Origin of the sequence: Pseudescherichia sp. (assembly GCF_032052675.1) — a bacterium.
Taxonomy (GTDB): domain Bacteria; phylum Pseudomonadota; class Gammaproteobacteria; order Enterobacterales; family Enterobacteriaceae; genus Pseudescherichia.
In genome coordinates, this window is sequence record NZ_DAMBWA010000006.1 from 1 (window position 1) to 20,049 (window position 20,049).

At 60.2% G+C, this 20,049-nt stretch carries 14 protein-coding genes; 7 read left to right on the forward strand and 7 right to left on the reverse strand.

Features of this window, described 5'->3' with window-relative positions:
• Positions 1–116: 116 nt before the first annotated feature.
• The gene (gene ldtB / locus RTX96_RS09895) at positions 117–1,037 is read right to left on the reverse strand and encodes a L,D-transpeptidase (protein WP_103819724.1); all 921 of its coding nucleotides are present in this window, start codon (positions 1,035–1,037) and stop codon (positions 117–119) included.
• 217 nt (positions 1,038–1,254) lie between these two features.
• Between ldtB and RTX96_RS09900 the strand changes: the two genes are divergently transcribed.
• A complete protein-coding gene (locus tag RTX96_RS09900; protein WP_312670868.1) occupies positions 1,255–2,847 on the forward strand; it encodes an ABC-F family ATPase in 1,593 nt (530 codons plus the stop codon).
• Positions 2,848–3,055: 208 nt separating this feature from the next.
• Here RTX96_RS09900 and RTX96_RS09905 read toward each other — a convergent pair whose 3' ends face one another.
• From RTX96_RS09905 to RTX96_RS09920, 4 genes are all read right to left on the reverse strand, one after another.
• Positions 3,056–4,318 carry a DUF1479 domain-containing protein gene (locus tag RTX96_RS09905; RefSeq protein ID WP_312670869.1) on the reverse strand — a complete coding sequence of 421 codons (1,263 nt, stop codon included), beginning with the start codon at positions 4,316–4,318 and terminating at the stop codon, positions 3,056–3,058.
• A gap of 151 nt (positions 4,319–4,469) precedes the next feature.
• Complete coding sequence (locus RTX96_RS09910) at positions 4,470–5,285, reverse strand: Cof-type HAD-IIB family hydrolase (protein WP_312670870.1); 816 nt, start codon at positions 5,283–5,285, stop codon at positions 4,470–4,472.
• Between the two features lie 124 nt (positions 5,286–5,409).
• Positions 5,410–7,842: a formate C-acetyltransferase/glycerol dehydratase family glycyl radical enzyme gene (locus tag RTX96_RS09915; RefSeq protein WP_312670871.1), complete on the reverse strand. Its 2,433-nt coding sequence runs from the start codon at positions 7,840–7,842 to the stop codon at positions 5,410–5,412.
• A gap of 4 nt (positions 7,843–7,846) precedes the next feature.
• Positions 7,847–8,746 (reverse strand): glycyl-radical enzyme activating protein, encoded by a 900-nt coding sequence (locus tag RTX96_RS09920; protein WP_103819719.1) that lies wholly within the window; start codon positions 8,744–8,746, stop codon positions 7,847–7,849.
• A gap of 133 nt (positions 8,747–8,879) precedes the next feature.
• Between RTX96_RS09920 and fsa the strand changes: the two genes are divergently transcribed.
• On the forward strand, positions 8,880–9,542 hold the full coding sequence (fsa, locus tag RTX96_RS09925; protein WP_312670872.1) for a fructose-6-phosphate aldolase: 663 nt from the start codon (positions 8,880–8,882) through the stop codon (positions 9,540–9,542).
• Positions 9,543–9,545: 3 nt separating this feature from the next.
• Here the strand turns inward: fsa and moeB are convergent, their stop codons facing one another.
• Positions 9,546–10,298 carry a molybdopterin-synthase adenylyltransferase MoeB gene (moeB, locus tag RTX96_RS09930; RefSeq protein ID WP_103819717.1) on the reverse strand — a complete coding sequence of 251 codons (753 nt, stop codon included), beginning with the start codon at positions 10,296–10,298 and terminating at the stop codon, positions 9,546–9,548.
• Complete coding sequence (gene moeA / locus RTX96_RS09935; RefSeq protein WP_312670873.1) at positions 10,298–11,533, reverse strand: molybdopterin molybdotransferase MoeA; 1,236 nt, start codon at positions 11,531–11,533, stop codon at positions 10,298–10,300. The genes moeB and moeA overlap by 1 nt, the downstream gene beginning before the upstream one ends.
• Positions 11,534–11,735: 202 nt before the next feature.
• Between moeA and gsiA the strand changes: the two genes are divergently transcribed.
• The 5 genes from gsiA (at position 11,736) to RTX96_RS09960 (ending at position 20,036) form a co-directional block, all read left to right on the forward strand.
• A complete protein-coding gene (gene gsiA / locus RTX96_RS09940) occupies positions 11,736–13,616 on the forward strand; it encodes a glutathione ABC transporter ATP-binding protein GsiA (protein WP_312670874.1) in 1,881 nt (626 codons plus the stop codon).
• A 36-nt stretch (positions 13,617–13,652) separates the two neighbouring features.
• Positions 13,653–15,191, forward strand: coding sequence for a glutathione ABC transporter substrate-binding protein GsiB (gene gsiB, locus RTX96_RS09945; RefSeq protein WP_312670875.1), 1,539 nt, complete (start codon positions 13,653–13,655; stop codon positions 15,189–15,191).
• 50 nt (positions 15,192–15,241) lie between these two features.
• Positions 15,242–16,162 carry a glutathione ABC transporter permease GsiC gene (gsiC, locus tag RTX96_RS09950; RefSeq protein WP_103819713.1) on the forward strand — a complete coding sequence of 307 codons (921 nt, stop codon included), beginning with the start codon at positions 15,242–15,244 and terminating at the stop codon, positions 16,160–16,162.
• Between the two features lie 2 nt (positions 16,163–16,164).
• Positions 16,165–17,076 carry a glutathione ABC transporter permease GsiD gene (gsiD, locus tag RTX96_RS09955; RefSeq protein WP_103819712.1) on the forward strand — a complete coding sequence of 304 codons (912 nt, stop codon included), beginning with the start codon at positions 16,165–16,167 and terminating at the stop codon, positions 17,074–17,076.
• 197 nt (positions 17,077–17,273) lie between these two features.
• Positions 17,274–20,036, forward strand: coding sequence for a sigma 54-interacting transcriptional regulator (locus RTX96_RS09960; RefSeq protein ID WP_312670876.1), 2,763 nt, complete (start codon positions 17,274–17,276; stop codon positions 20,034–20,036).
• Positions 20,037–20,049: the final 13 nt, after the last annotated feature.

Below are 20,049 nucleotides of genomic sequence, written 5' to 3' on the forward strand. Positions count from 1 at the left end.
GTGCCCACCGTAGGCCGGGCAAACGCAGTGCCGCCCGGCATTTGCAGCTGGCACAGCAGTAATATGGCAATAAAAAAGCCCGGCGATTGCCGGGCTTTTTACTGACGTAAACAAACTTAGTTCAGACGAACCGGCATCCCGGAACGGTTCTGAATCGCCTGCTCAACAACGCTTTGGTCAACGTCCGTCTGGCTGGTGATACCCTGCACGCTCTTGGTCAGGGTAATTGGCACAATCTCTTTCCCGTCAAACTGCGCTTCAGTGGTAGAGAGCGGGTTGTGAACCTCAATGTAGCGGCTACCGTCTGGCTCGGTGGTGGCTTTTACCGGCTCATCAATGAACTGCACGCGGGTACCGACGGGCACATTCTGGAACAGGAATTTGATGTCGTCGTTACGCAGACGCACGCAGCCGTGGCTCACGCGCAGGCCGATACCGAAGTTGGCGTTGGTACCGTGAATGGCATACAGGCGACCGATGTACAGGGCATAGAGGCCCATCGGGTTATCCGGGCCGGCTGGCACCACTGCGGGCAGCGGGTTACCTGCTGCCGCATACTCCTGATGCATCTTCGCCGTCGGGGTCCAGGTCGGACCGGCTTTCTTACGTTCAACCTTGGTGGTCCAGTTGATCGGCGTATCTTTGCCCAGCTGGCCGATACCGATCGGCAGAACGATGACGGTATTGGTGCCTTTCGGGTAGTAGTAGAGGCGCATTTCGGCGCTGTTGATCACAATCCCTTCGTGCACGGTGTCCGGCAGGATCAGCTGCTGCGGAATGTTCATCACGCTGCCACCCTTCGGCAGGTAGGGGTCGATGCCTGGGTTAGCTTCCAGCAGGTTAGAGAGCCCCATCTGGTACTGGGCTGCATAGTACTCCAGCGGCTGGCTGTTGTTCTCTGGCAGGGTGATGACCTGGTTCTGGCCAATCAGACGGCTACCGTCGGTCGGTAGCGGATAGGTTACAGCAGACGCGGATTTGCAAAACCCTACTACAGCGAAAGCCGCCGCTAAAATTGTTGTTAATTTCATATTCATGGTATGCGAGGTTTCTGTGCCACAGGCCGTTTAGTTAAGAATGCTCAAAAGGATGGGAGCGCATTATATGTGCATTCCCACGCGCATGGAATTGAGATGTGTACGAAATCACATTTTTTTCTCTCACCCTATTGTAGCAACTGTTCACACCTGCGCGATTTCAATTCGGAATTGTGGCATAATGCAGAGTTTGTCACACATTTTTCAGGATAACACCGTGTTAGTTACCAGCAACGTCACCATGCAGTTTGGCAGTAAGCCGCTGTTTGAAAATATCTCCGTCAAGTTTGGCGGCGGCAATCGTTACGGCCTGATTGGGGCGAACGGTAGCGGAAAATCCACCTTTATGAAGATCCTCGGCGGCGACCTTGAGCCGACGCTGGGCAACGTCTCCCTCGACCCGAACGAGCGTATCGGTAAGCTGCGTCAGGATCAGTTCGCCTTTGAAGAGTTCAGCGTGCTCGACACGGTGATCATGGGCCACGGCGAGCTGTGGGAAGTGAAGCAGGAGCGCGATCGCATCTACGGCCTGGCCGAGATGAGCGAAGAGGATGGCTATAAAGTGGCCGATCTCGAAGTGCTGTACGGCGAAATGGACGGCTACTCCGCCGAGTCCCGGGCGGGCGAGCTGCTGCTCGGCGTCGGTATTCCGGTAGAGCAGCACTACGGCCCGATGAGCGAAGTCGCCCCCGGCTGGAAGCTGCGTGTGCTGCTGGCCCAGGCGCTGTTCTCCGATCCGGATATCCTCCTGCTCGATGAACCAACCAACAACCTGGACATCGATACCATTCGCTGGCTGGAGCAGGTGCTGAACGAGCGTAACAGCACCATGATCATCATCTCGCACGACCGTCACTTCCTGAACATGGTCTGCACCCATATGGCCGATCTCGACTACGGCGAGCTGCGCGTTTATGCCGGCAACTACGACGAGTACATGACCGCGGCGACCCAGGCGCGTGAGCGTCTACTGGCCGACAACGCCAAGAAAAAGGCGCAGATTGCCGACCTGCAATCCTTCGTCAGCCGCTTTAGCGCCAACGCATCGAAGTCCCGTCAGGCCACCTCCCGCGCCCGCCAGATCGATAAGATCAAGCTGGACGAGGTGAAAGCCTCCAGCCGTCAGAACCCGTTCATTCGCTTTGAACAGGATAAGAAGCTGTTCCGTAACGCGCTGGAAGTGGAAGCCCTCACCAAAGGCTTCGATAACGGCCCGCTGTTTAAGAACTTCAACCTGCTGCTGGAAGTGGGTGAGAAGATTGCCATTCTGGGGGCGAACGGCGTGGGTAAAACCACCCTGCTGAAAACCCTGGTAGGCGATCTTGCGCCGGATAATGGCACCGTGAAGTGGTCCGAAAACGCGAAGATTGGCTACTATGCGCAGGATCATGCCGCCGACTTTGATAACGATCTCACCGTCTTTGACTGGATGAGCCAGTGGAAGCAGGAGGGGGACGATGAGCAGGTGGTGCGTAGCTTCCTCGGTCGTCTGCTCTTCAGCCAGGACGATATCAAAAAGCCGGCGAAGGTGCTCTCCGGGGGCGAGAAGGGGCGTATGCTCTTCGGCAAGCTGATGATGCAGAAGCCGAACATCCTTGTAATGGATGAACCGACCAACCACCTGGATATGGAATCTATCGAGTCGTTGAACATGGCGCTGGAGATGTATCCGGGTACGCTGGTCTTCGTCTCTCACGACCGTGAGTTCGTGAGCTCGCTGGCGACCCGCGTGATTGAGATCACCCCTGAGCGGGTGGTGGACTTCAGCGGGAATTACGAAGACTACCTGCGCAGCAAAGGTATCGAATAATTTCCCGTCGTCTTTCGCGCTACAGGTGTGTTGGCTGCACCTGCTCACCCCAGTCACTTACCTGTGTAAGCTCCTGGGGATTTACAGGTTTGCCGCCTTCCTGTAACGCGAAATACTTAGGGAAATTGGGCTATGAGAATGCCCGGTGGCGCTGACGCTTACCGGGCCTACATTTTACAATCTACATTTACCACGTTTGCATTATCGTTTACGCCATGCCCAACGCGCGCTTGCCGTGCTCGTTCAAATCCGCAACCGTAAAGCGGTTCTCCCACGTCGCTTCATAATCCTCACGCGGGAAGTCGCCCGGCGATGCGCCGTTCTCTAATGCCACCTTTACCTTCCGTGCATAGGCGAGGTTCTTCTCGCACAGCGGGGCGGCAGGAATATACATTACGTTGCCCCAGCCCTGCTGGTTATCTACCGGCGCCACAGAGTGAATGACGTCGCAATGCCACCACACCGAGTCCCCGGCCTCCAGCGCAGGAATGCTGGTTAACGCCTCGATCAGCAGCGGATGCCACTTCTCGGAGATGGGCAGCACACGCCCAGGCGCCACGCCGCACAGCTCATCGTCCGGCACATTGTCCAGCAGCGGACGCAGCAGAACGTAGGCCATCGCCTCGGGGATCGGCACCACGTGCAGCAGACCCTGGCCCGGCAGCATATCCGACAGCGCCGTCCAGCCCTGGAAGGTGCGGAACACCGAGCACTTGGTAGTGTTATCCACGGTGTACTCTTCCACTTCGGTACGGTGCGCGGCATGCCACGGATCGTAGCTGTCGATATCGCCGTTAAACACCGAGGCAAAGACCTGCTGGTAGGCCGGCAGCAGCCAGCGCTCCAGCGCCCCGGAATCGGTGTGCGCCCCCAGCCCCTTAGAGGTAGTGCCCGGCGGGCGGCGGCGAATACGGTCCGGATAGATCACGCTGACGTCAGGATCGAACCACTGCTTGCCGTCGCTCTCGAAGGTCCAGAGACGGTTAAGCAGGGACTGCACCTGCGCCATCTCACTGCTCTGGCGAGCCTGCATCTGCGCCTGCGACCAGTAGATAGGGTAGATTTCGGGACGCGAGGCCTCCAGCGTGCCGAAGAAGCTGTCTCCCGGACCTTTATAGACGTCGTCGAAACGGTTCTGATCGAGGTAGGCCAGCATGGATTGATCCCAGCCCAGGGCCTGCTCGCGCGGGAAATGGCCCTTAATTACCGCACAACCCCGGCGCTTGATCGCCGCACGCTGCGCCTCGCTGACGCGGCCGCTCTTCACATCGTCAAAGGGGATCACCGGCCAGACCGTTTCGCCCTTTGCCTTCAGGGCGTTAATCTCGGCGACCTGAGCGGCGATGCGCTCTTCAAGCCGATTGAAGACGGCCTGCACGTCGCCAATCTGCGCCCGCAGGGCCTTTTTTACCTGACGAATCGCCGCCTTATGGTCAGCTGGCAGCGTCTCGCTTGCATACATTTCAGTCATATAATCCTCTCGTATCTTTCATTCGAAAGCATTTAACTTACATATGCTAATTTAAGTTAAAAAAAAGTTAATGCAAGTTTAAAAAGATGATGGGGCGCACAAAAGAGAGAAGAGGGTGACGCCAGCCGCGAGCAAGCTGGCGTAGAGGTGCTTAGGCGTTGAAGGGTGGCGCGGCGTCGAGCACGGCCTGGATCACGTTCAGGGCACCCTGCTGGTTGTTATCGTCGGTCTGGTAATGGGCAATCGCTTTGATGGCCTCGCCGGCGTTATCCATCGCGAAAGAGAACTTCGCCATGCGCAGCATCTCGGCGTCGTTGCCGCTGTCGCCGATGGTGACGCAGTCGCTGGGCGACAGCTGCCAGCGCTTAAGCAGGCGGGTAATGCCGTTGGCTTTATGCAGGCCGGGGATGATCAGATCCACAAAGCCAAAGCCGCTGGTGACCGGTTTCATAATGCCGTCGAGAGAGACGTGCAGGGCGTCTACCAGCTGCGGGATCTCGCTGTCCGGCAGGTTGAGCGAGAACTTAAACATCTTGTCGTCGATCTCGCGATAGTCACTCACCTGCTTCAGGCGGTGATAGTGGTGCGACATCAGTTCGATAAACTCCGGCGGTGCGCTTTTGCTGACGTAGGCGCTCTTGAGACCGCAGGCGACAAAGTTCAGGCCTTTGCTCTTGAGCAGCTCGCCCAGCACGATCTGATACTCGTGGCGGGTCAGCTCGCCGTGGAAGATCTCTTTGCCGTGCTCGTAGACCAGCGCGCCGTTTTCGGCGACGAAGGAGATCTGGTCTTTGATTTCCGGAAAGAAGGAGATGAGCTGGTAGAACTGGTTGCCGCTGGCGACCACAAACTCAATGCCGCGCGCCTGAAGCGCACGGAACTGGCTGAGGAAACGGCCGCGGTCATACGCTTTGGCATCATCAAGGAAAGTTCCGTCCATATCGGTGACGATAACTTTTACGGTCATACGTTATGCTCCCAGGGTAAAAACAGTCAGGAGCATTCTAGTAACGATGTGAGGAAATGCACACCTTTAATTTCATATGAAAGTAAAGCGTAGGCCCGGCAGGCGGTCCGCCGGGCGTTACTCACTACAGCGTATGCTCGGTTCTCGCGATAATATCATCCTGCGCATCCGGCGACAGGGCGGTAAAGAACGCCGAGTAGCCCGCTACGCGCACCACCAGATCCCGGTACTGGTCCGGGTGCGCCTTCGCCGCCAGCAGCGTCTCACGGGAGACAATGTTGTACTGGATGTGCCATCCCTTACGGACTTCAAAGAAGGTGCGCAGGAGCAGCATCAGCTTGTGGCGATCGCCGTCATTCTCCAGCGTGGCCGGATTCAGCTTCTGATTAAGCAGCACGCCGCCGAGAATTGATCCCACCGGCAGCTTGCCGACGGAGTTGATCACCGCCGTGGGGCCGAAACGATCCGTTCCGGAGGCTGGACTGGCTCCCTCCGCCAGCGGGGTTGTGGCTTTGCGCCCGTCAGGCGTGGCCATCGTCGCCGCGCCAAAGGGCACGTTGGCAGAGATAGAGGAGGTGCCCGCATAGTAGTTGCCGCCGATGGGACCGCGCCCATAGCGCGGATTGTGATACTGCTTCAGCTCGTCAATATAGGTCTGGTAAGCCCGGTTCAGCAGCAGATCGACGCTGTCATCGTCGTTGCCGTACTTCGGCGCGCCGTTGATTAATCGCTGACGCAGCTGCTCGTGATTGAGGCCAGCGAAATCCGCCGCCAGCGCCTCGGCAAGCTGCTGCTGGCCGATAATCCCCTGGTCAAAGACCAGCTTTTTCACCGCCGCCAGGCTGTTGCCGAGGTTAGCGATCCCCACCTGTAGACCAGAGACCCAGTCATACTTCGCCCCACCCTGTTTAATGCTTTTTGCCCGCTCGATGCAGTCATCCACCAGCGCCGAGCAGAGAATGTCATGGACGTTCTCCTCCAGCATGGTGTCCACCACGTACTCGATCTCAATGGATTTGCGGGTATAGTAGCGGATCTGCTCGTCCCAGGCCGCCATCACCTCGCTGAAGTCGTGGAAATTACCTTTAGAGAGCGCCTGATCCTGGGGCAGAAATACCTTGCCGCTGGTGGCATCGCGACCGCCCTCCAGCGCGGCGAGCATCACCCGGGCGAAGTTGATAAAGCTCATGCCGGTGCAGCGATAGCCCCATTTGCCGCCGACGGCGGTTTCGATACAGCCAATCGCCGCGTAGTCCCAGGCATCATCCGGCTCGACGCCCAGCTTGATAAACTCGGGGATCACGATCTCATCGTTATTAAAGGCGGGCATGCCAAAGCCGCAGCGGATCACCTGTACGCAGGCGTCGAGGAAATCATCGCTCATCCCGGCGTGGTAGCGCACGCTCAGGTTCGGCTGGGTTGAGCGCAGCCGTCCGCAGGACTCGAGAATAGCGTAGGAGAGCGGGTTAACCGCATCCTGCGCCTTGCCGTTCACCCGTTTCTGGCCGCCAATGGTGACGTTCTGATAGAGCGGGCTACCGGCGGAGGCCTTCGAGTGCGAGCCGGAGCGGATCTTGTTCACCTCCAGCAGCTTCAGCCAGCAGCCGTGCAGCAGCTCGATGGCTTGCTCGCGGGAGAGGGTCTGATTCAGCTCGACATCGCGGCGGTAGTAGGGGTAGAGGTATTGATCCATCCGGCCAAACGACACCGAGTGGCCGTTGGACTCAATCTGCAAAATCAGCTGGATGAAGTAGCAGAGCTGCAGCGCCTGCCAGTAGGTTTCCGGCGGACGATGGGCGATGACGTTGCAGTTCTCGGCTATTTGCAGCAGCTCATCCCGGCGACTGACGCGCTGTTCATCCCCGGCCATCTCACGGGCGAGGGCGGCAAAGCGGGCGATATGGTCGCTGACGGCGTCAAGTACGATATCAATCGCCTTCAGGAACTGCTCCCCGTGCAGATCCTCCAGCACGGTGAGATTGATGCGCGAGCGGCGCTCGGCCACTTTTGCGCGCAGGCCGTCGAGGCCCTTCTCCAGCAGCAGCGGATAGTTGACCGCCAGGTGCGCATCGCCAGAGGTCATATTGCCCTCGGCCTTGATGATGCCGGTTGCCAGCAGCGCTTTTTGCTCGTCGGTAAACATACCGTAGCAGCGATCCTGCACCGTCTGGCCGCGCCACCACGGGCAGATCTCATGCAGCACGCGCTTGTTCTCTTCGCTCACCGCAAAGCCTGCGCCGGGGCGATCGGCCAGGTCGTCGATCTCCTTTTCTATCCACGACACGGTGTACTCTGGAAAGATAGGCGCGGCACGGAGTTCGCTCGCCTGGTTGCCGACGATCAGCTCATCGTGCTTGATCCAGATAGTACGCTCGGCAAGATGGTGGGCGAGGGCCAGCGCCCGCCGCACCGGAATGGGCTTGTCGAGATGCTGCCGGTAGGCCTCGGTATAGTGCCGGGCGCGTTCGGTGCAGACCGGGGGCTTCACAATATGCACCAGCGCATCTTTATGCGCCTGAATACGGCGGGTCAGGGTATCAAGATGTAACTCGGTCATGGCATTATCCTCGTAGGGTAGCGGTTAAGCCGCACTCGCGGGCGTACGCGTCGGCGAAGGCCAACAGGGCTGGCGCGTCGAGCGGCTTATCAGGCGCGGTATAGGGCTGATTCAACAGGTGATATTTGTTGATGCCCAGCGTGTGGTAGGGCAGAAAGTGGATCTCATGAACGCCAAGCTCGTCGGCGGCAAAGCGGGTAATCGCTTTGATAGAGGCTTCGTCAGCGTTAAAGCCGGGGATCAGCGGCACGCGGATGATAAGCTGTTTGCCCCGCGCCGCCAGCCGCTTCAGGTTTGCCAGCACGCGTTTGGCCGATCCATCGGTCCAGGTCTTAAACACCCGGCTGTCGACGTGCTTAAGGTCGGCTAGAAAGAGATCGATCCAGGGTAGAGAAGGTTCGATATAGCGCCAGGGCACGTGCAGGCAGGTTTCAACCGCCGTGTGAATGCCGTGATCGACACTGGATTTCAGCAGCGCGGCGCTGAGCGCTGGCTGCATAAAGGGTTCCCCGCCGGAAAGGGTGATGCCGCCGCCGCTGCGCAGGTAGAAGGGTTTATCCCGCAGTACGGTAGCCATTATCTCCTCTACCGACGGGGTTTCACCGCAGACGGTCAGGGCCTCGGTAGGGCAGCAAGCTTCCAGCGCAGTCAGATGTGCCTCACTGAGCCTTTGCCGGTGGATCAGCAGGCCGTTGCTTGCCCGGCCGACAGCGTCCGGTGCCGCCCGCTGGCAGAGATCGCATCCGTCGAGACAGAGGCGGGCATCAAAGAGCACCTCTCGCGTCAGAGCGCGGCTCTCCGGATTCTGGCACCAGCGGCAGGCCAGCGAGCAGCCTTTCAGGAACACGACGGTGCGAATGCCGGGGCCGTCATGGGTGGAGTAGCGCTGAATATTGAAAATCATAATCTGCCCTCATATTTCATATGCAGATTAAATTACTTTCGAATGAAAGTTATTTTGATTCTGGTCAACATAAGGGCAGGTTGAAGGGGGTAAGTTTTAAACCATGCTATGTCTCACACTTTGAGGAGTTCATATGGAACTGTACCTGGATACCGCCGATGTGGCGGCAGTAAAACGGCTGGCCCGCAGCTTTCCGCTGGCCGGGGTCACCACTAACCCGAGCATTGTCGCCAAAGGTAAAATGCCGCTGGTGGAGCTGTTGCCCGCGCTGCAAGATGCCCTGGGTGGAAAAGGGCGGCTCTTTGCCCAGGTATTAGCGAACAACGCCGGGGAGATGGTGGCCGAGGCGCACAGGCTGCGCGGAATCATCGCCGATATCGTGGTAAAGGTGCCGGTGAGCGCCGAGGGGCTGGCAGCGATCAAGCTGCTGAAAGCTGAGGGGATCCCGACCCTCGGGACGGCGGTGTACGGCGCGGGGCAGGGGCTGCTGAGCGCTCTGGCGGGAGCCGAATACGTGGCACCTTACGTTAACCGCGTGGACGCCCAGGGCGGCGATGGCATCCAGACGGTGACGGATCTGCAGCGCCTGTTGACCCTGCACGCGCCGGGATCAAAAGTGCTCGCGGCGAGCTTTAAGACCCCGCGTCAGGCACTGGAGTGCCTGCTGGCGGGCTGCGAGGCCATCACCCTGCCGCTGGATGTGGCGGAGCAGTTTATCGCTGCCCCGGCGGTCGAGGCGGCCATCGTTAAGTTTGAGCAGGAGTGGCAGACGGCGTTTGGCCGGGCGGGTATCTAACCGTTATCCGCCGCACACCTCGCACTGCGGGTTGCGCATCAGCTTCATCTCGCGGAACTGACAGGTCATGGCGTCGTACAGGACAATTTTTCCGGCGGCGCTCTGGCCAAACGCCGTCAGCACCTTGATCGCCTCCATCGCCTGCATTGCGCCAATCACCCCCACCAGCGGAGCCATGACGCCAGCCTCAACGCAGGTTAGCGCCGTATCGCCAAACAGGCGGCTCAGGCAGCGGTAGCAGGGCTCTCCCTCCTGCCAGGTAAAGACGCTAATCTGCCCCTCCATGCGGATCGCGGCCCCGGAAACCAGCGGGACCCTGGTCTTGAAGCAGCCGGCATTGAGCTGATTACGGATCTCAACGTTATCGGTGCAGTCGAGGACCAGATCGTGGGCGGCAATCTGGGCGTGCAGCGCTTCACCCTCTAATTGCGCATTGAGGGTGGTAAAGCTCACCAGCGGATTGATGCGCGCCAGCGATGCCCGCGCCGAGGCGACCTTCGGCTGGCCGATTGTCGCATCGCTATGCAGGGTCTGGCGCTGCAAATTCGACAGCGACACGGTGTCGAAGTCCAGCAGCGTCAGGTGGCCAATGCCCGCCGCCGTCAGGTACTGGGCGGCGGCACAGCCCAGCCCGCCAAGGCCCACCACCAGCACGCGGGAGGCCTTCAGCGCCTCCTGGCCGTCAAAGTCGAAGCCGCGCAGGACAATCTGCCGGTTGTAGCGCAGCATCTCGCTATCACTCAGCTCGACGGCCATCACAGCCCCCCAAACAGATGGTTAAACGGCTCGATCTCAACCCACTCCCCTGGCTCGACGCTGCCGCGCTCGCGCTCCAGCACGATAAAGCAGTTGCCCTGGCTAAAGGAGCTGAAAATGTGGGATCCCTGGTGGCCGGTGGTGCTCACCTGCAAATCCCCCTCGGCGTTGCGCGCAACGATGCCGCGCTGGAAGTCGAGGCGCCCCGGCGCCTTCTTCAGCCGGGTGGCGGCGCGGACCCGCAGACGCGGAGGCAGGGCGCTGCCAGGCTTGCCGCTCAGTTGGGCCAGCAGAGGCTGCACCAGCTGGTAGAAGGTCAGCGCCGCCGAGACCGGGTTACCCGGCAGGCCGCAGAACCAGGCGTGGCTGAGCTTGCCGAAGGCAAACGGCTTGCCGGGTTTAATCGCCAGCTTCCAGAAGGCAATCTCCCCCAGCTCTTCCAGCAGGGTTTTGGTGTAGTCCGCTTCGCCCACCGAGACGCCGCCGGAGCTGATCACCACGTCGGCCTGCTGGTCAGCAGCAATAAACGCCTCGCGCAGCCGGTCGGGATCGTCCGGAATGATGCCAAGGTTGATCACCTCGCAGCCGAGCTGCTCCAGCATGATGTGCACCGCCAGGCGGTTGGTGTCGTAGATCTGGCCATCACCCAGCGGCTGGCCTGGCAGCTGCAGCTCGTCACCGGTAGAGAAGAGGGCCACCCGCACCTTGCGCACCACCTCAACCTCGGGAATGCCAAGGGAGGCCAGCACCGGCAGCTCCGCCACCGTCAGAGTGGTGCCCGGAGCGTAAACTACCGCCCCCTGGGTGATATCCTCTCCGGCACGGCGAATGTGCTGCCCTGGACGCACGTCACCGGTAAACAGCACCCCGGCGTCGCTCTGCTCGGTCTCCTCCTGCATCACCACCGCATCGCAGCCCGGCGGGATCGGCGCGCCGGTCATAATGCGGATGCAGCTTCCCGCATACCACTCGCCGTGGAACGGCTGACCGGCAAAGGCCTTGCCCGCCACCGGCTGCGGCACGCCTGCCAGCGGGGCATCGAGGCGCACGGCGTAACCATCCATCGCGGCGTTATCGAAGCCCGGCACGTTGAGCGGGGAGACAATCTCCCGCGCCGTCACCCGGCCAAAGCAGGCCTGCAGGGGCAGGGTTTCATAGTCGGTGAGGGGGGTAATGTGCGACAGCATCTGAGCGAGCGCCGCGTCAAGCGGGATCAGCCCGGCGGTATGGTCCATGAGTTCACTCCTGGGAGGGCAATCTGGGAAATCAATGCGCCATTATGGCAGAAAACCGGGCCAGACTGTATGTACCCATTATGTGCCATTGCCGCGCGGGCTCTTTACATCACCGTTTCGACTTTCTATATTCAAAATTCGTATCAAACTGCGGCGACAATAATGATATTTATAGAAAAAGCTGCCAGACGAGCAATAGATAATGACTAAGCCGCAAATTCACCAGGTAGAAAATAGCCCCGTGCTGGACGTCAGCAACCTGAACATTCGTTTCGAAAACGAAGGTCAGGTGACGCAGGCGGTGCGCGATCTGTCGTTCAGCCTGCAGCGCGGCGAGACGCTGGCGATCGTGGGCGAATCCGGCTCGGGCAAGTCGGTCACCGCCCTGGCGCTGCTGCGCCTGCTGGAGCAGCAGAGCGGGGCCAGCGTGCGCTGTGACCATATGCGGCTTCAGCGACGCAATCGCCAGGTGGTGGATCTCAACGCCTTAAGCCGGGCGCAGATGCGTGGCGTGCGCGGGGCCGATATCGCCATGATTTTCCAGGAGCCGATGACCTCCCTCAATCCGGTATTTACCGTCGGCGAGCAGATTGCCGAGTCGATCCGCCTGCACCAGAAGCTGGGACGCGAGGCGGCGCTGGCGGAGGCGAAACGGATGCTTGAGCAGGTGCGAATTCCCGAAGCCGACGCGATCCTCTCCCGCTATCCCCACCAGCTCTCCGGCGGGATGCGCCAGCGGGTGATGATTGCGATGGCGCTCTCCTGCCGTCCGGCGGTGCTGATTGCCGACGAGCCGACCACCGCCCTCGATGTGACTATCCAGGCGCAGATTTTACAGCTTATCAACGTGCTGCAAAAAGAGATGGCGATGGGGGTGATCTTTATCACCCACGATATGGGGGTAGTGGCGGATATCGCCGATCGCGTGCTGGTGATGTACCAGGGCGAGGCGGTAGAGACCGGCACCGTGGAGGCCGTTTTCCACAGCCCGCAGCACGCCTACACCAAAGCGCTGCTGGCCGCCGTTCCTAAACTGGGGGCGATGAACGGCAGCGATCTGCCTCGCCGCCTGCCGCTGCTGAGCAAGGAGCGTCCGGACCAGCATGAAGCGGAGATTGAGCAGGATACGGTGGTTGACGGGGAACCGATCCTCCAGGTGCGCGACCTTGTCACCCGCTTCGGCCTGCGCAGCGGCATTCTCAACCGCGTGACCCGCGAGGTACGCGCCGTGGAGCACGTCAGCTTTGACCTCTGGCCGGGGGAGACGCTGGCGCTGGTGGGGGAGTCCGGCAGCGGAAAATCCACCACCGGGCGAGCGCTGCTGCGGCTGGTGGAATCCCAGGGCGGGTCTATTCTGTTTGAAGGCAAGCGGATTGATACCCTGCCGGACAGCAAGCTGCAGCCGCTGCGCCGGGATATCCAGTTTATCTTCCAGGATCCCTACGCCTCCCTCGATCCGCGCCAGACGGTGGGCTATTCGATTATGGAGCCGCTGCGCGTGCATCGGCTGATGGGGGAGGAGGATGCCCAGCGTCGGGTGGCCTGGCTGCTGGAGCGGGTCGGGCTCAAGCCCGAGCACGCCTGGCGCTATCCCCACGAGTTTTCCGGCGGCCAGCGGCAGCGCATCAGCATTGCCCGGGCGCTGGCCCTCGATCCAAAAGTGGTGGTCGCCGACGAGGCGGTGTCGGCGCTGGACGTCTCTATCCAGGCGCAGATTATTAATTTGCTACTCGATTTGCAGCGGGAGATGGGTATCGCCTTTCTGTTTATCTCCCACGATATGGCGGTCGTGGAACGTATTAGCCATCGGGTAGCGGTGATGTACCTTGGGCAGATCGTGGAGATTGGCCCACGGCGCGCGGTGTTTGAGAACCCGCAGCACCCCTATACGCGCAAGCTGATGGCCGCCGTGCCGGTGGCCGAGCCGGGGCATCCTCGGGCGCAGCGCGTGCTGCTCTCCGATGAGATGCCCAGCAATATCTATAAGCCGGGTGATGATTCACACCGCGTGGAGCTGCACAGCGTTGGGCCTGGCCACTTTGTTGCCCGCTCGACGCCCGGCAGCACGCAATCCCGTTTTTGATCGTTAACAGGCAGGGAATTTCAGGAGAAGAATAAGATGACACAATTTGTTGCGCGTAAATGGCGTCTGGCGCTGGGCGTTGCCGCCGCGCTCGCCGTGGCACCGGCCTTCGCTGCCAAAGATGTGGTGGTGGCCGTGGGGTCGAACTTCACCACCCTCGATCCCTATGATGCAAACGACACGCTCTCCCAGTCGGTAGCAAAGTCGTTCTATCAGGGCCTGTTTGGCCTCGATAAAGATATGAAGCTAAAAAACGTGCTGGCCGAGAGCTATACCGTCTCTGACGACGGGCTGGTCTACACCATTAAGCTGCGCAGCGGCGTCAAGTTCCAGGACGGCACCGACTTTAACGCCGAGGCGGTGAAGGCCAACCTTGACCGCGCCAGCAATAAAGAGAGCGGGCTGAAGCGCTACAACCTCTACAAGAATATTGCTAAAACCGAGGCGGTGGATCCCACCACGGTGAAGATCACCCTCACCCAGCCCTTCTCGGCCTTTATCAATATCCTCGCCCATCCGGCCACGGCAATGATCTCGCCTGCCGCGCTGAAAAAGTATGGTAAAGAGATTGGTTTCCATCCGGTCGGCACCGGTCCGTACGAGCTGGAGACCTGGAACCAGACCGACTTTGTGAAGGTGAAGAAGTTTGCTGGCTACTGGCAGCAGGGGCTGCCGAAGCTGGATACCATTACCTGGCGCCCGGTGGTGGATAACAACACCCGTGCGGCGATGCTCCAGACCGGCGAGGCGCAGTTTGCCTTCCCGATCCCCTATGAGCAGGCCACCGTGTTGCAGAAGAATCCAAAGCTGGATCTGGTCGCCAGCCCGTCAATTATGCAGCGCTACATCAGCCTCAACGTGACGCAGAAGCCGTTTGATAATCCGAAAGTGCGCGAAGCGATCAACTACGCCATCAACCGCCAGGCGCTGGTGAAGGTCGCCTTCGCCGGCTACGCCACCCCGGCTACCGGCATCGTGCCGCCGTCTATTGCCTACGCCCAGAGCTACCAGCCGTGGCCCTACGATCCGGCTAAGGCGCGCGAACTACTGAAAGAGGCGGGTTACCCGAACGGGTTCACCACCACGCTGTGGTCCTCCCATAACCACAGTACCGCCCAGAAGGTGCTGCAGTTTACCCAGCAGCAGCTGGCCCAGGTAGGCATCAAAGCGCAGGTAACGGCGATGGACGCCGGGCAGCGCGCGGCCGAAGTAGAGGGCAAAGGGCAGAAGGAGAGCGGGGTCAGGATGTTCTACACCGGCTGGTCGGCGTCGACCGGCGAAGCGGACTGGGCGCTGTCGCCGCTGTTCGCCTCGCAGAACTGGCCGCCAACCCTGTTCAACACCGCGTTCTACAGCAATCCGCAGGTGGATAAAGATCTCGCCGCTGCGCTGAAGACGACCAATAACGAGGAGAAGGCGCAGCACTACAAGGCGGCGCAGGATACCATCTGGAAAGAGTCACCGTGGGTGCCGCTGGTGGTAGAGAAACTGGTCTCCGCACACAATAAAGATCTGAGCGGTTTTTATATCATGCCGGATACCGGCTTTAGCTTTGACGACGCAGACTTAAAATAGTCGTGCCTGGCCTCCGTCCAGCGCGGCGGGGGCCAGCAACAGGGTAGAAGATGCTTAACTATTTTTTTAAACGCCTGCTCGGCCTGATCCCCACGCTGCTGATTGTGGCGGTACTGGTCTTTCTGTTCGTGCATATGCTGCCGGGGGATCCGGCGCGGCTGATTGCCGGACCGGAGGCCGACGCGCAGGTGGTGGCGCTGGTGCGTCAGCAGCTGGGCCTTGACCAGCCGCTGTGGCAGCAGTTCTGGCACTACATCACCAACGTGCTGCAGGGGGATTTTGGCATGTCGATGGTCTCCCGCCGTCCGGTGGCGGAGGAGATCGCCAGCCGCTTCATGCCTACCTTCTGGCTTACCATCGCCAGCATGGTCTGGGCGGTACTCTTCGGCCTTGCCGCCGGGATCGTCGCCGCCGTCTGGCGCAACCGCTGGCCGGATCGCATCGGTATGGCGCTGGCGGTGACCGGCATTTCATTTCCGGCCTTTGCGCTCGGCATGCTGCTGATGCAGGTCTTCTCCGTTGAGCTGGGCTGGCTGCCTACCGTGGGGGCGGACAGCTGGCGGCACTATGTCCTGCCGTCGCTGACCCTCGGGGCTGCGGTGGCGGCGGTGATGGCGCGCTTCACCCGTGCCTCTTTCGTAGATGTACTCAACGAGGACTATATGCGCACCGCGCGCGCCAAAGGGGTCAGCGAGAAGTGGGTTATCCTCAAGCATGGCCTGCGTAACGCCATGATCCCGGTGGTGACCATGATGGGCCTGCAGTTTGGCTTCCTGCTCGGCGGCTCGATTGTGGTCGAAAAGGTATTTAACTGGCCAGGCCTTGGCCGCCTGCTGGTGGACTCGGTGGAGATGCGTGACTACCCGGTGATTCAGGCCGAGGTGCTGCTCTTCTCGCTTGAGTTTATTCTTATCAACTTAGTGGTGGATATGCTCTACGCCGCCATTAACCCCTCTATCAGGTATAAGTAAGGATGCGACTTTTAAACTGGCGTCGTCAGGCGATATTAAATGCTATGCCGGGGATCAAGCCGGCGCGTATCCGTACCCCGTGGCATGAGTTCTGGCGGCGCTTCCGCCGTCAGCCAGTGGCGATGACCGCCGGGCTGTTTGTGGTGCTGCTGATTATCGTTGCCGCCGTTGCGCCGTGGATCGTGCCCTTTGATGCCGAGAACTACTTCGACTACGACCGGCTCAACGAGGGGCCGTCGATGGTGCACTGGTTCGGCGTTGACTCGCTCGGGCGGGATATCTTTAGCCGCGTGCTGGTAGGGGCGCAGATCTCGCTGGCCGCTGGGGTGCTGGCGGTGCTGATCGGGGCCGCTATCGGCACGGTGCTCGGCCTGCTGGCGGGCTACTACGAGGGCTGGTGGGATCGCATCATCATGCGCATCTGCGACGTGCTGTTTGCCTTCCCCGGCATTCTGCTGGCGATTGCGGTAGTGGCGGTGATGGGCAGCGGCATGTCCAACGTGATTATCGCCGTGGCGGTCTTCTCGGTGCCGGCCTTTGCCCGGCTGGTGCGCGGTAACACGCTGGTGCTGAAGCAGCAGACCTTTATCGAGTCGGCGCGTAGCATCGGTGCCAGCGATGCCACCATCCTGTTCCGTCACATTCTGCCGGGCACCATCTCGTCCATTGTGGTCTACTTCACCATGCGAATTGGTACCTCGATCATCTCCGCCGCCAGCCTCTCGTTTTTGGGGCTGGGGGCGCAGCCGCCGACGCCGGAGTGGGGGGCGATGCTCAACGAGGCGCGGGCGGATATGGTTATCGCTCCGCACGTAGCGCTCTTCCCGAGCCTGGCGATCTTCCTCACCGTGCTGGCCTTTAATCTGCTGGGCGACGGACTACGGGACGCGCTGGATCCAAAGATTAAGGGCTGAGGCTGCACCGCCGGGCGGCACTGCGTTTGCCCGGCCTACGGTGGGCACCGTGCGGGTTTGTAGGCCCGCGTAAGCGAAGCGCCACCGGGCATTCTGTGCGCCTTTCCACAAAAGCGTAAATTCAACACCGCTGCTTTCCCCTACGGTCTCGGTTTGCGGGCATCATACCCGCAGAACGATGCGTGAAGGGGAAAGCAATGCGTGATGAATTACTGACGTTTTTGGCCAATCAGACTGACTTTTTCGATCCGGAAAAGCTGAGCGAGGTGTTTACCGCCAGCTATCTGGCGCAGCGTTTTTCGCTGAAGAGAAATACCGCCAGCCACTATCTCAACCAGCTGGTTGCCCAGGGTGTGCTGGTGAAGATCAACACCCGGCCCGTCTACTTCCTGCATAAAAAAACCTTCAGCCAGCAGTTCTTTCCCCTGGCCGCCAACGAGTATGAGAGCGTAGCCCAGCTGCTTGGCGACGGTGGGCCAGAGCCGGAACGGCCCGATCACTTTTCGCTGCTTATCGGTCACGATGAGAGCCTGAAGAAGCCCATTGAGCAGCTTAAAACCGCGCTCTTCTACCCGGACGGTGGCCTGCCGCTATTGATTACCGGCGACAGCGGCACGGGCAAAAGCTACATGGCGAAACTGATGCACGCGTTTGCTATCTCCGAGGGGCTGCTGGCGGACGATGCGCCCTTCATCAGCTTTAACTGCGCCCAGTATGCCAGCAACCCGGAGCTGTTGGCGGCCAACCTATTTGGCTATGCCAAAGGGGCCTTTACCGGGGCGCAGACGGACCGTCAGGGCGCCTTTGAGGCGGCCAACGGCGGGATGCTGTTCCTCGACGAGGTGCACCGACTCAACGCCGAGGGGCAGGAGAAGCTTTTTACCTGGCTGGATCGCAAGGAGATCTACCGGGTTGGGGAGACGGCGCAGGGACGCCCGGTCACAACGAGGCTGGTCTTCGCCACCACCGAGGAGCTGCACAGCACCTTCTTAACCACCTTTTTGCGGCGTATCCCGATTCTGGTGACGCTGCCCGATCTGCAAAGCCGCTCCCGACAGGAGAAGGAGGCGCTGATCCTGCTCTTCTTCTGGCTGGAGGCGAAAAAGCTGGCGGTGCGTCTGGCGTTAACTCCCCGCCTGATGCAGGTCCTGAACCACTTCGTCTACCGGGGCAACGTCGGCGAGCTGAAGAACGCCGTGAAGTACACGGTGGCGGCGTCGTGGGCCAAGCAGCGGGGCGGCGAAGAGCTGGTGGTGGGCATTCAGCATCTGCCGGAGAAGATCGCTGCGGCCATCCCGGCCTCTGGCGAGCCGCTGGCAGCGGATGAAAACCTGATCGTTGAGCCGCAGACCAGCCTGGTGTGGCTCCTGCGCGCCCGGGATCCCACCCGGGGCGTGATCTACGACACCCAGTGCCAGGTGCTGGCGCTCTATGAGCAGTGGATGAGCGGCCACGCGGATTGGGAAGAGGCCCGCAAACGCATGGGGGAGGCGATCGAAGGGCTTTTTGACCGGCTCATTTTCGATAACCGCGACGCCACGGACTCGCCGATGCTGCTCCTGACCACGCAGCAGGTGCGCGAGGAGTTCTACCGCCTGGAGAAGCAGTTCAACATTCAGTTTAACGGCAACTGCATCTACGCCCTGAGCCACTACCTGGTGCACCGCTCTCGAAGTACCCCCTCTCGCCTGAGTCAGGAGCGGATCCGCAGCCTCGATGACTTCCTCGCCCAGAAGTACCCGCTGCTCTACCGTTTTTGCCAGGCCATCATCACCGCGCTGGCGCAGAAGCTGGATATCGAACCGCAGCGGATCGATGCCCTGCTGCTGGTGCTGTGGCTGCATCAGTCCGGTGCCGTCAGCCAGCCGCACGTCACCCGCGCCGTTATCCTGGCCCACGGCTATGCCACCGCCAGTAGCATTGCTAACGTCGCCAATCGCCTGTTAAAAAATCACCTGTTTGAATCCTTCGATATGCCGCTGGACGTCACGCCGGAGGCCATTGCCCGCCAGGTGATGGAGTACATCGAGAACAATACCCTGGCCTCGGGCGTCATCATCCTCGTCGACATGGGATCGCTCAACGCTATTCATCACCATTTCCAGCGCCGGGTCGCAACGCCGGTGGCGATCGTTAATAACGTTTCCACCAGCATGGCGCTCTACGTGGGCGAGCGGATTTTACGCGGCGATCTGATTGAGGATATCGCCCGGGAGGTCAGCGGTGACCTGCCGGTAGAGCATCAGATCTTCTGGCCGCAGGCCAACCGTCCGCGGGTGATCCTGACCACCTGCGTCACCGGCCTTGGCGCGGCAACCAATCTCTGCACGCTGCTGAAGGCCAGCATCCCGGAGACGTTAGGCATTGATGTCATTGCCTGCGACTACGACACGCTCAGCAACGGCCAGGCGAGCGCGCTGGCGTTTAATCGCTACGAGATGCTGGCCGTGGTCGGCACCTTCGACCCGCACCTGCCTGCCGTGCCGTGGATCTCGCTGGACTCGCTAATCGCCGGGGACGGCCATGCCCAGCTGATGCGTATCTTTGGCGATATCGCCACGCCAGAGCAGATCGACGAGATCAACAATCTGCTGCTGAAGAACTTCTCCCTGCGGCGGGTGATAGAGTCGGTCACTATTCTCGATACCAGCAAGGTGCTAAACCAGGTCGAGCAGTTTGTCCTGCGCTACGAGCATCTTACCGGCTGCCAGATCCCTAACGACCGGAAGGTAGCGCTCTACGTGCATATCAGCTGCCTGATAGAGCGCCTGATCCGTAACGCCTCTCCTGCCAGCTATGCGGGACGGCAGTGTCCGGAAAGCGAGCTGGCCGATATTAAGCAGGCCTTTAGTGTCATTGAGAGCAGTTATAGTGTCAAAATCCCCGCTGTAGAACTTTGTTACATCCACAATATTCTCACCCTGGAAACCGAATTTATTCCGCAAGATCAAGAGTTTTAATCCTCCCGCTCTC

Excerpts from the sequence above, each read along its gene's own strand:
- gsiD (WP_103819712.1), top strand. The coding sequence starts at position 16,165 with ATGCGACTTTTAAACTGGCGTCGTCAGGCGATATTAAATGCTATGCCG.
- RTX96_RS09915 (WP_312670871.1), bottom strand. The coding sequence starts at position 7,842 with ATGACCGAGTTACATCTTGATACCCTGACCCGCCGTATTCAGGCGCAT.
- fsa (WP_312670872.1), top strand. The coding sequence starts at position 8,880 with ATGGAACTGTACCTGGATACCGCCGATGTGGCGGCAGTAAAACGGCTG.
- gsiA (WP_312670874.1), top strand. The coding sequence starts at position 11,736 with ATGACTAAGCCGCAAATTCACCAGGTAGAAAATAGCCCCGTGCTGGAC.
- RTX96_RS09920 (WP_103819719.1), bottom strand. The coding sequence starts at position 8,746 with ATGATTTTCAATATTCAGCGCTACTCCACCCATGACGGCCCCGGCATT.
- moeA (WP_312670873.1), bottom strand. The coding sequence starts at position 11,533 with ATGGACCATACCGCCGGGCTGATCCCGCTTGACGCGGCGCTCGCTCAG.
- RTX96_RS09910 (WP_312670870.1), bottom strand. The coding sequence starts at position 5,285 with ATGACCGTAAAAGTTATCGTCACCGATATGGACGGAACTTTCCTTGAT.
- ldtB (WP_103819724.1), bottom strand. The coding sequence starts at position 1,037 with ATGAATATGAAATTAACAACAATTTTAGCGGCGGCTTTCGCTGTAGTA.
- RTX96_RS09905 (WP_312670869.1), bottom strand. The coding sequence starts at position 4,318 with ATGACTGAAATGTATGCAAGCGAGACGCTGCCAGCTGACCATAAGGCG.
- RTX96_RS09960 (WP_312670876.1), top strand. The coding sequence starts at position 17,274 with ATGCGTGATGAATTACTGACGTTTTTGGCCAATCAGACTGACTTTTTC.
- gsiC (WP_103819713.1), top strand. The coding sequence starts at position 15,242 with ATGCTTAACTATTTTTTTAAACGCCTGCTCGGCCTGATCCCCACGCTG.
- moeB (WP_103819717.1), bottom strand. The coding sequence starts at position 10,298 with ATGGCCGTCGAGCTGAGTGATAGCGAGATGCTGCGCTACAACCGGCAG.
- gsiB (WP_312670875.1), top strand. The coding sequence starts at position 13,653 with ATGACACAATTTGTTGCGCGTAAATGGCGTCTGGCGCTGGGCGTTGCC.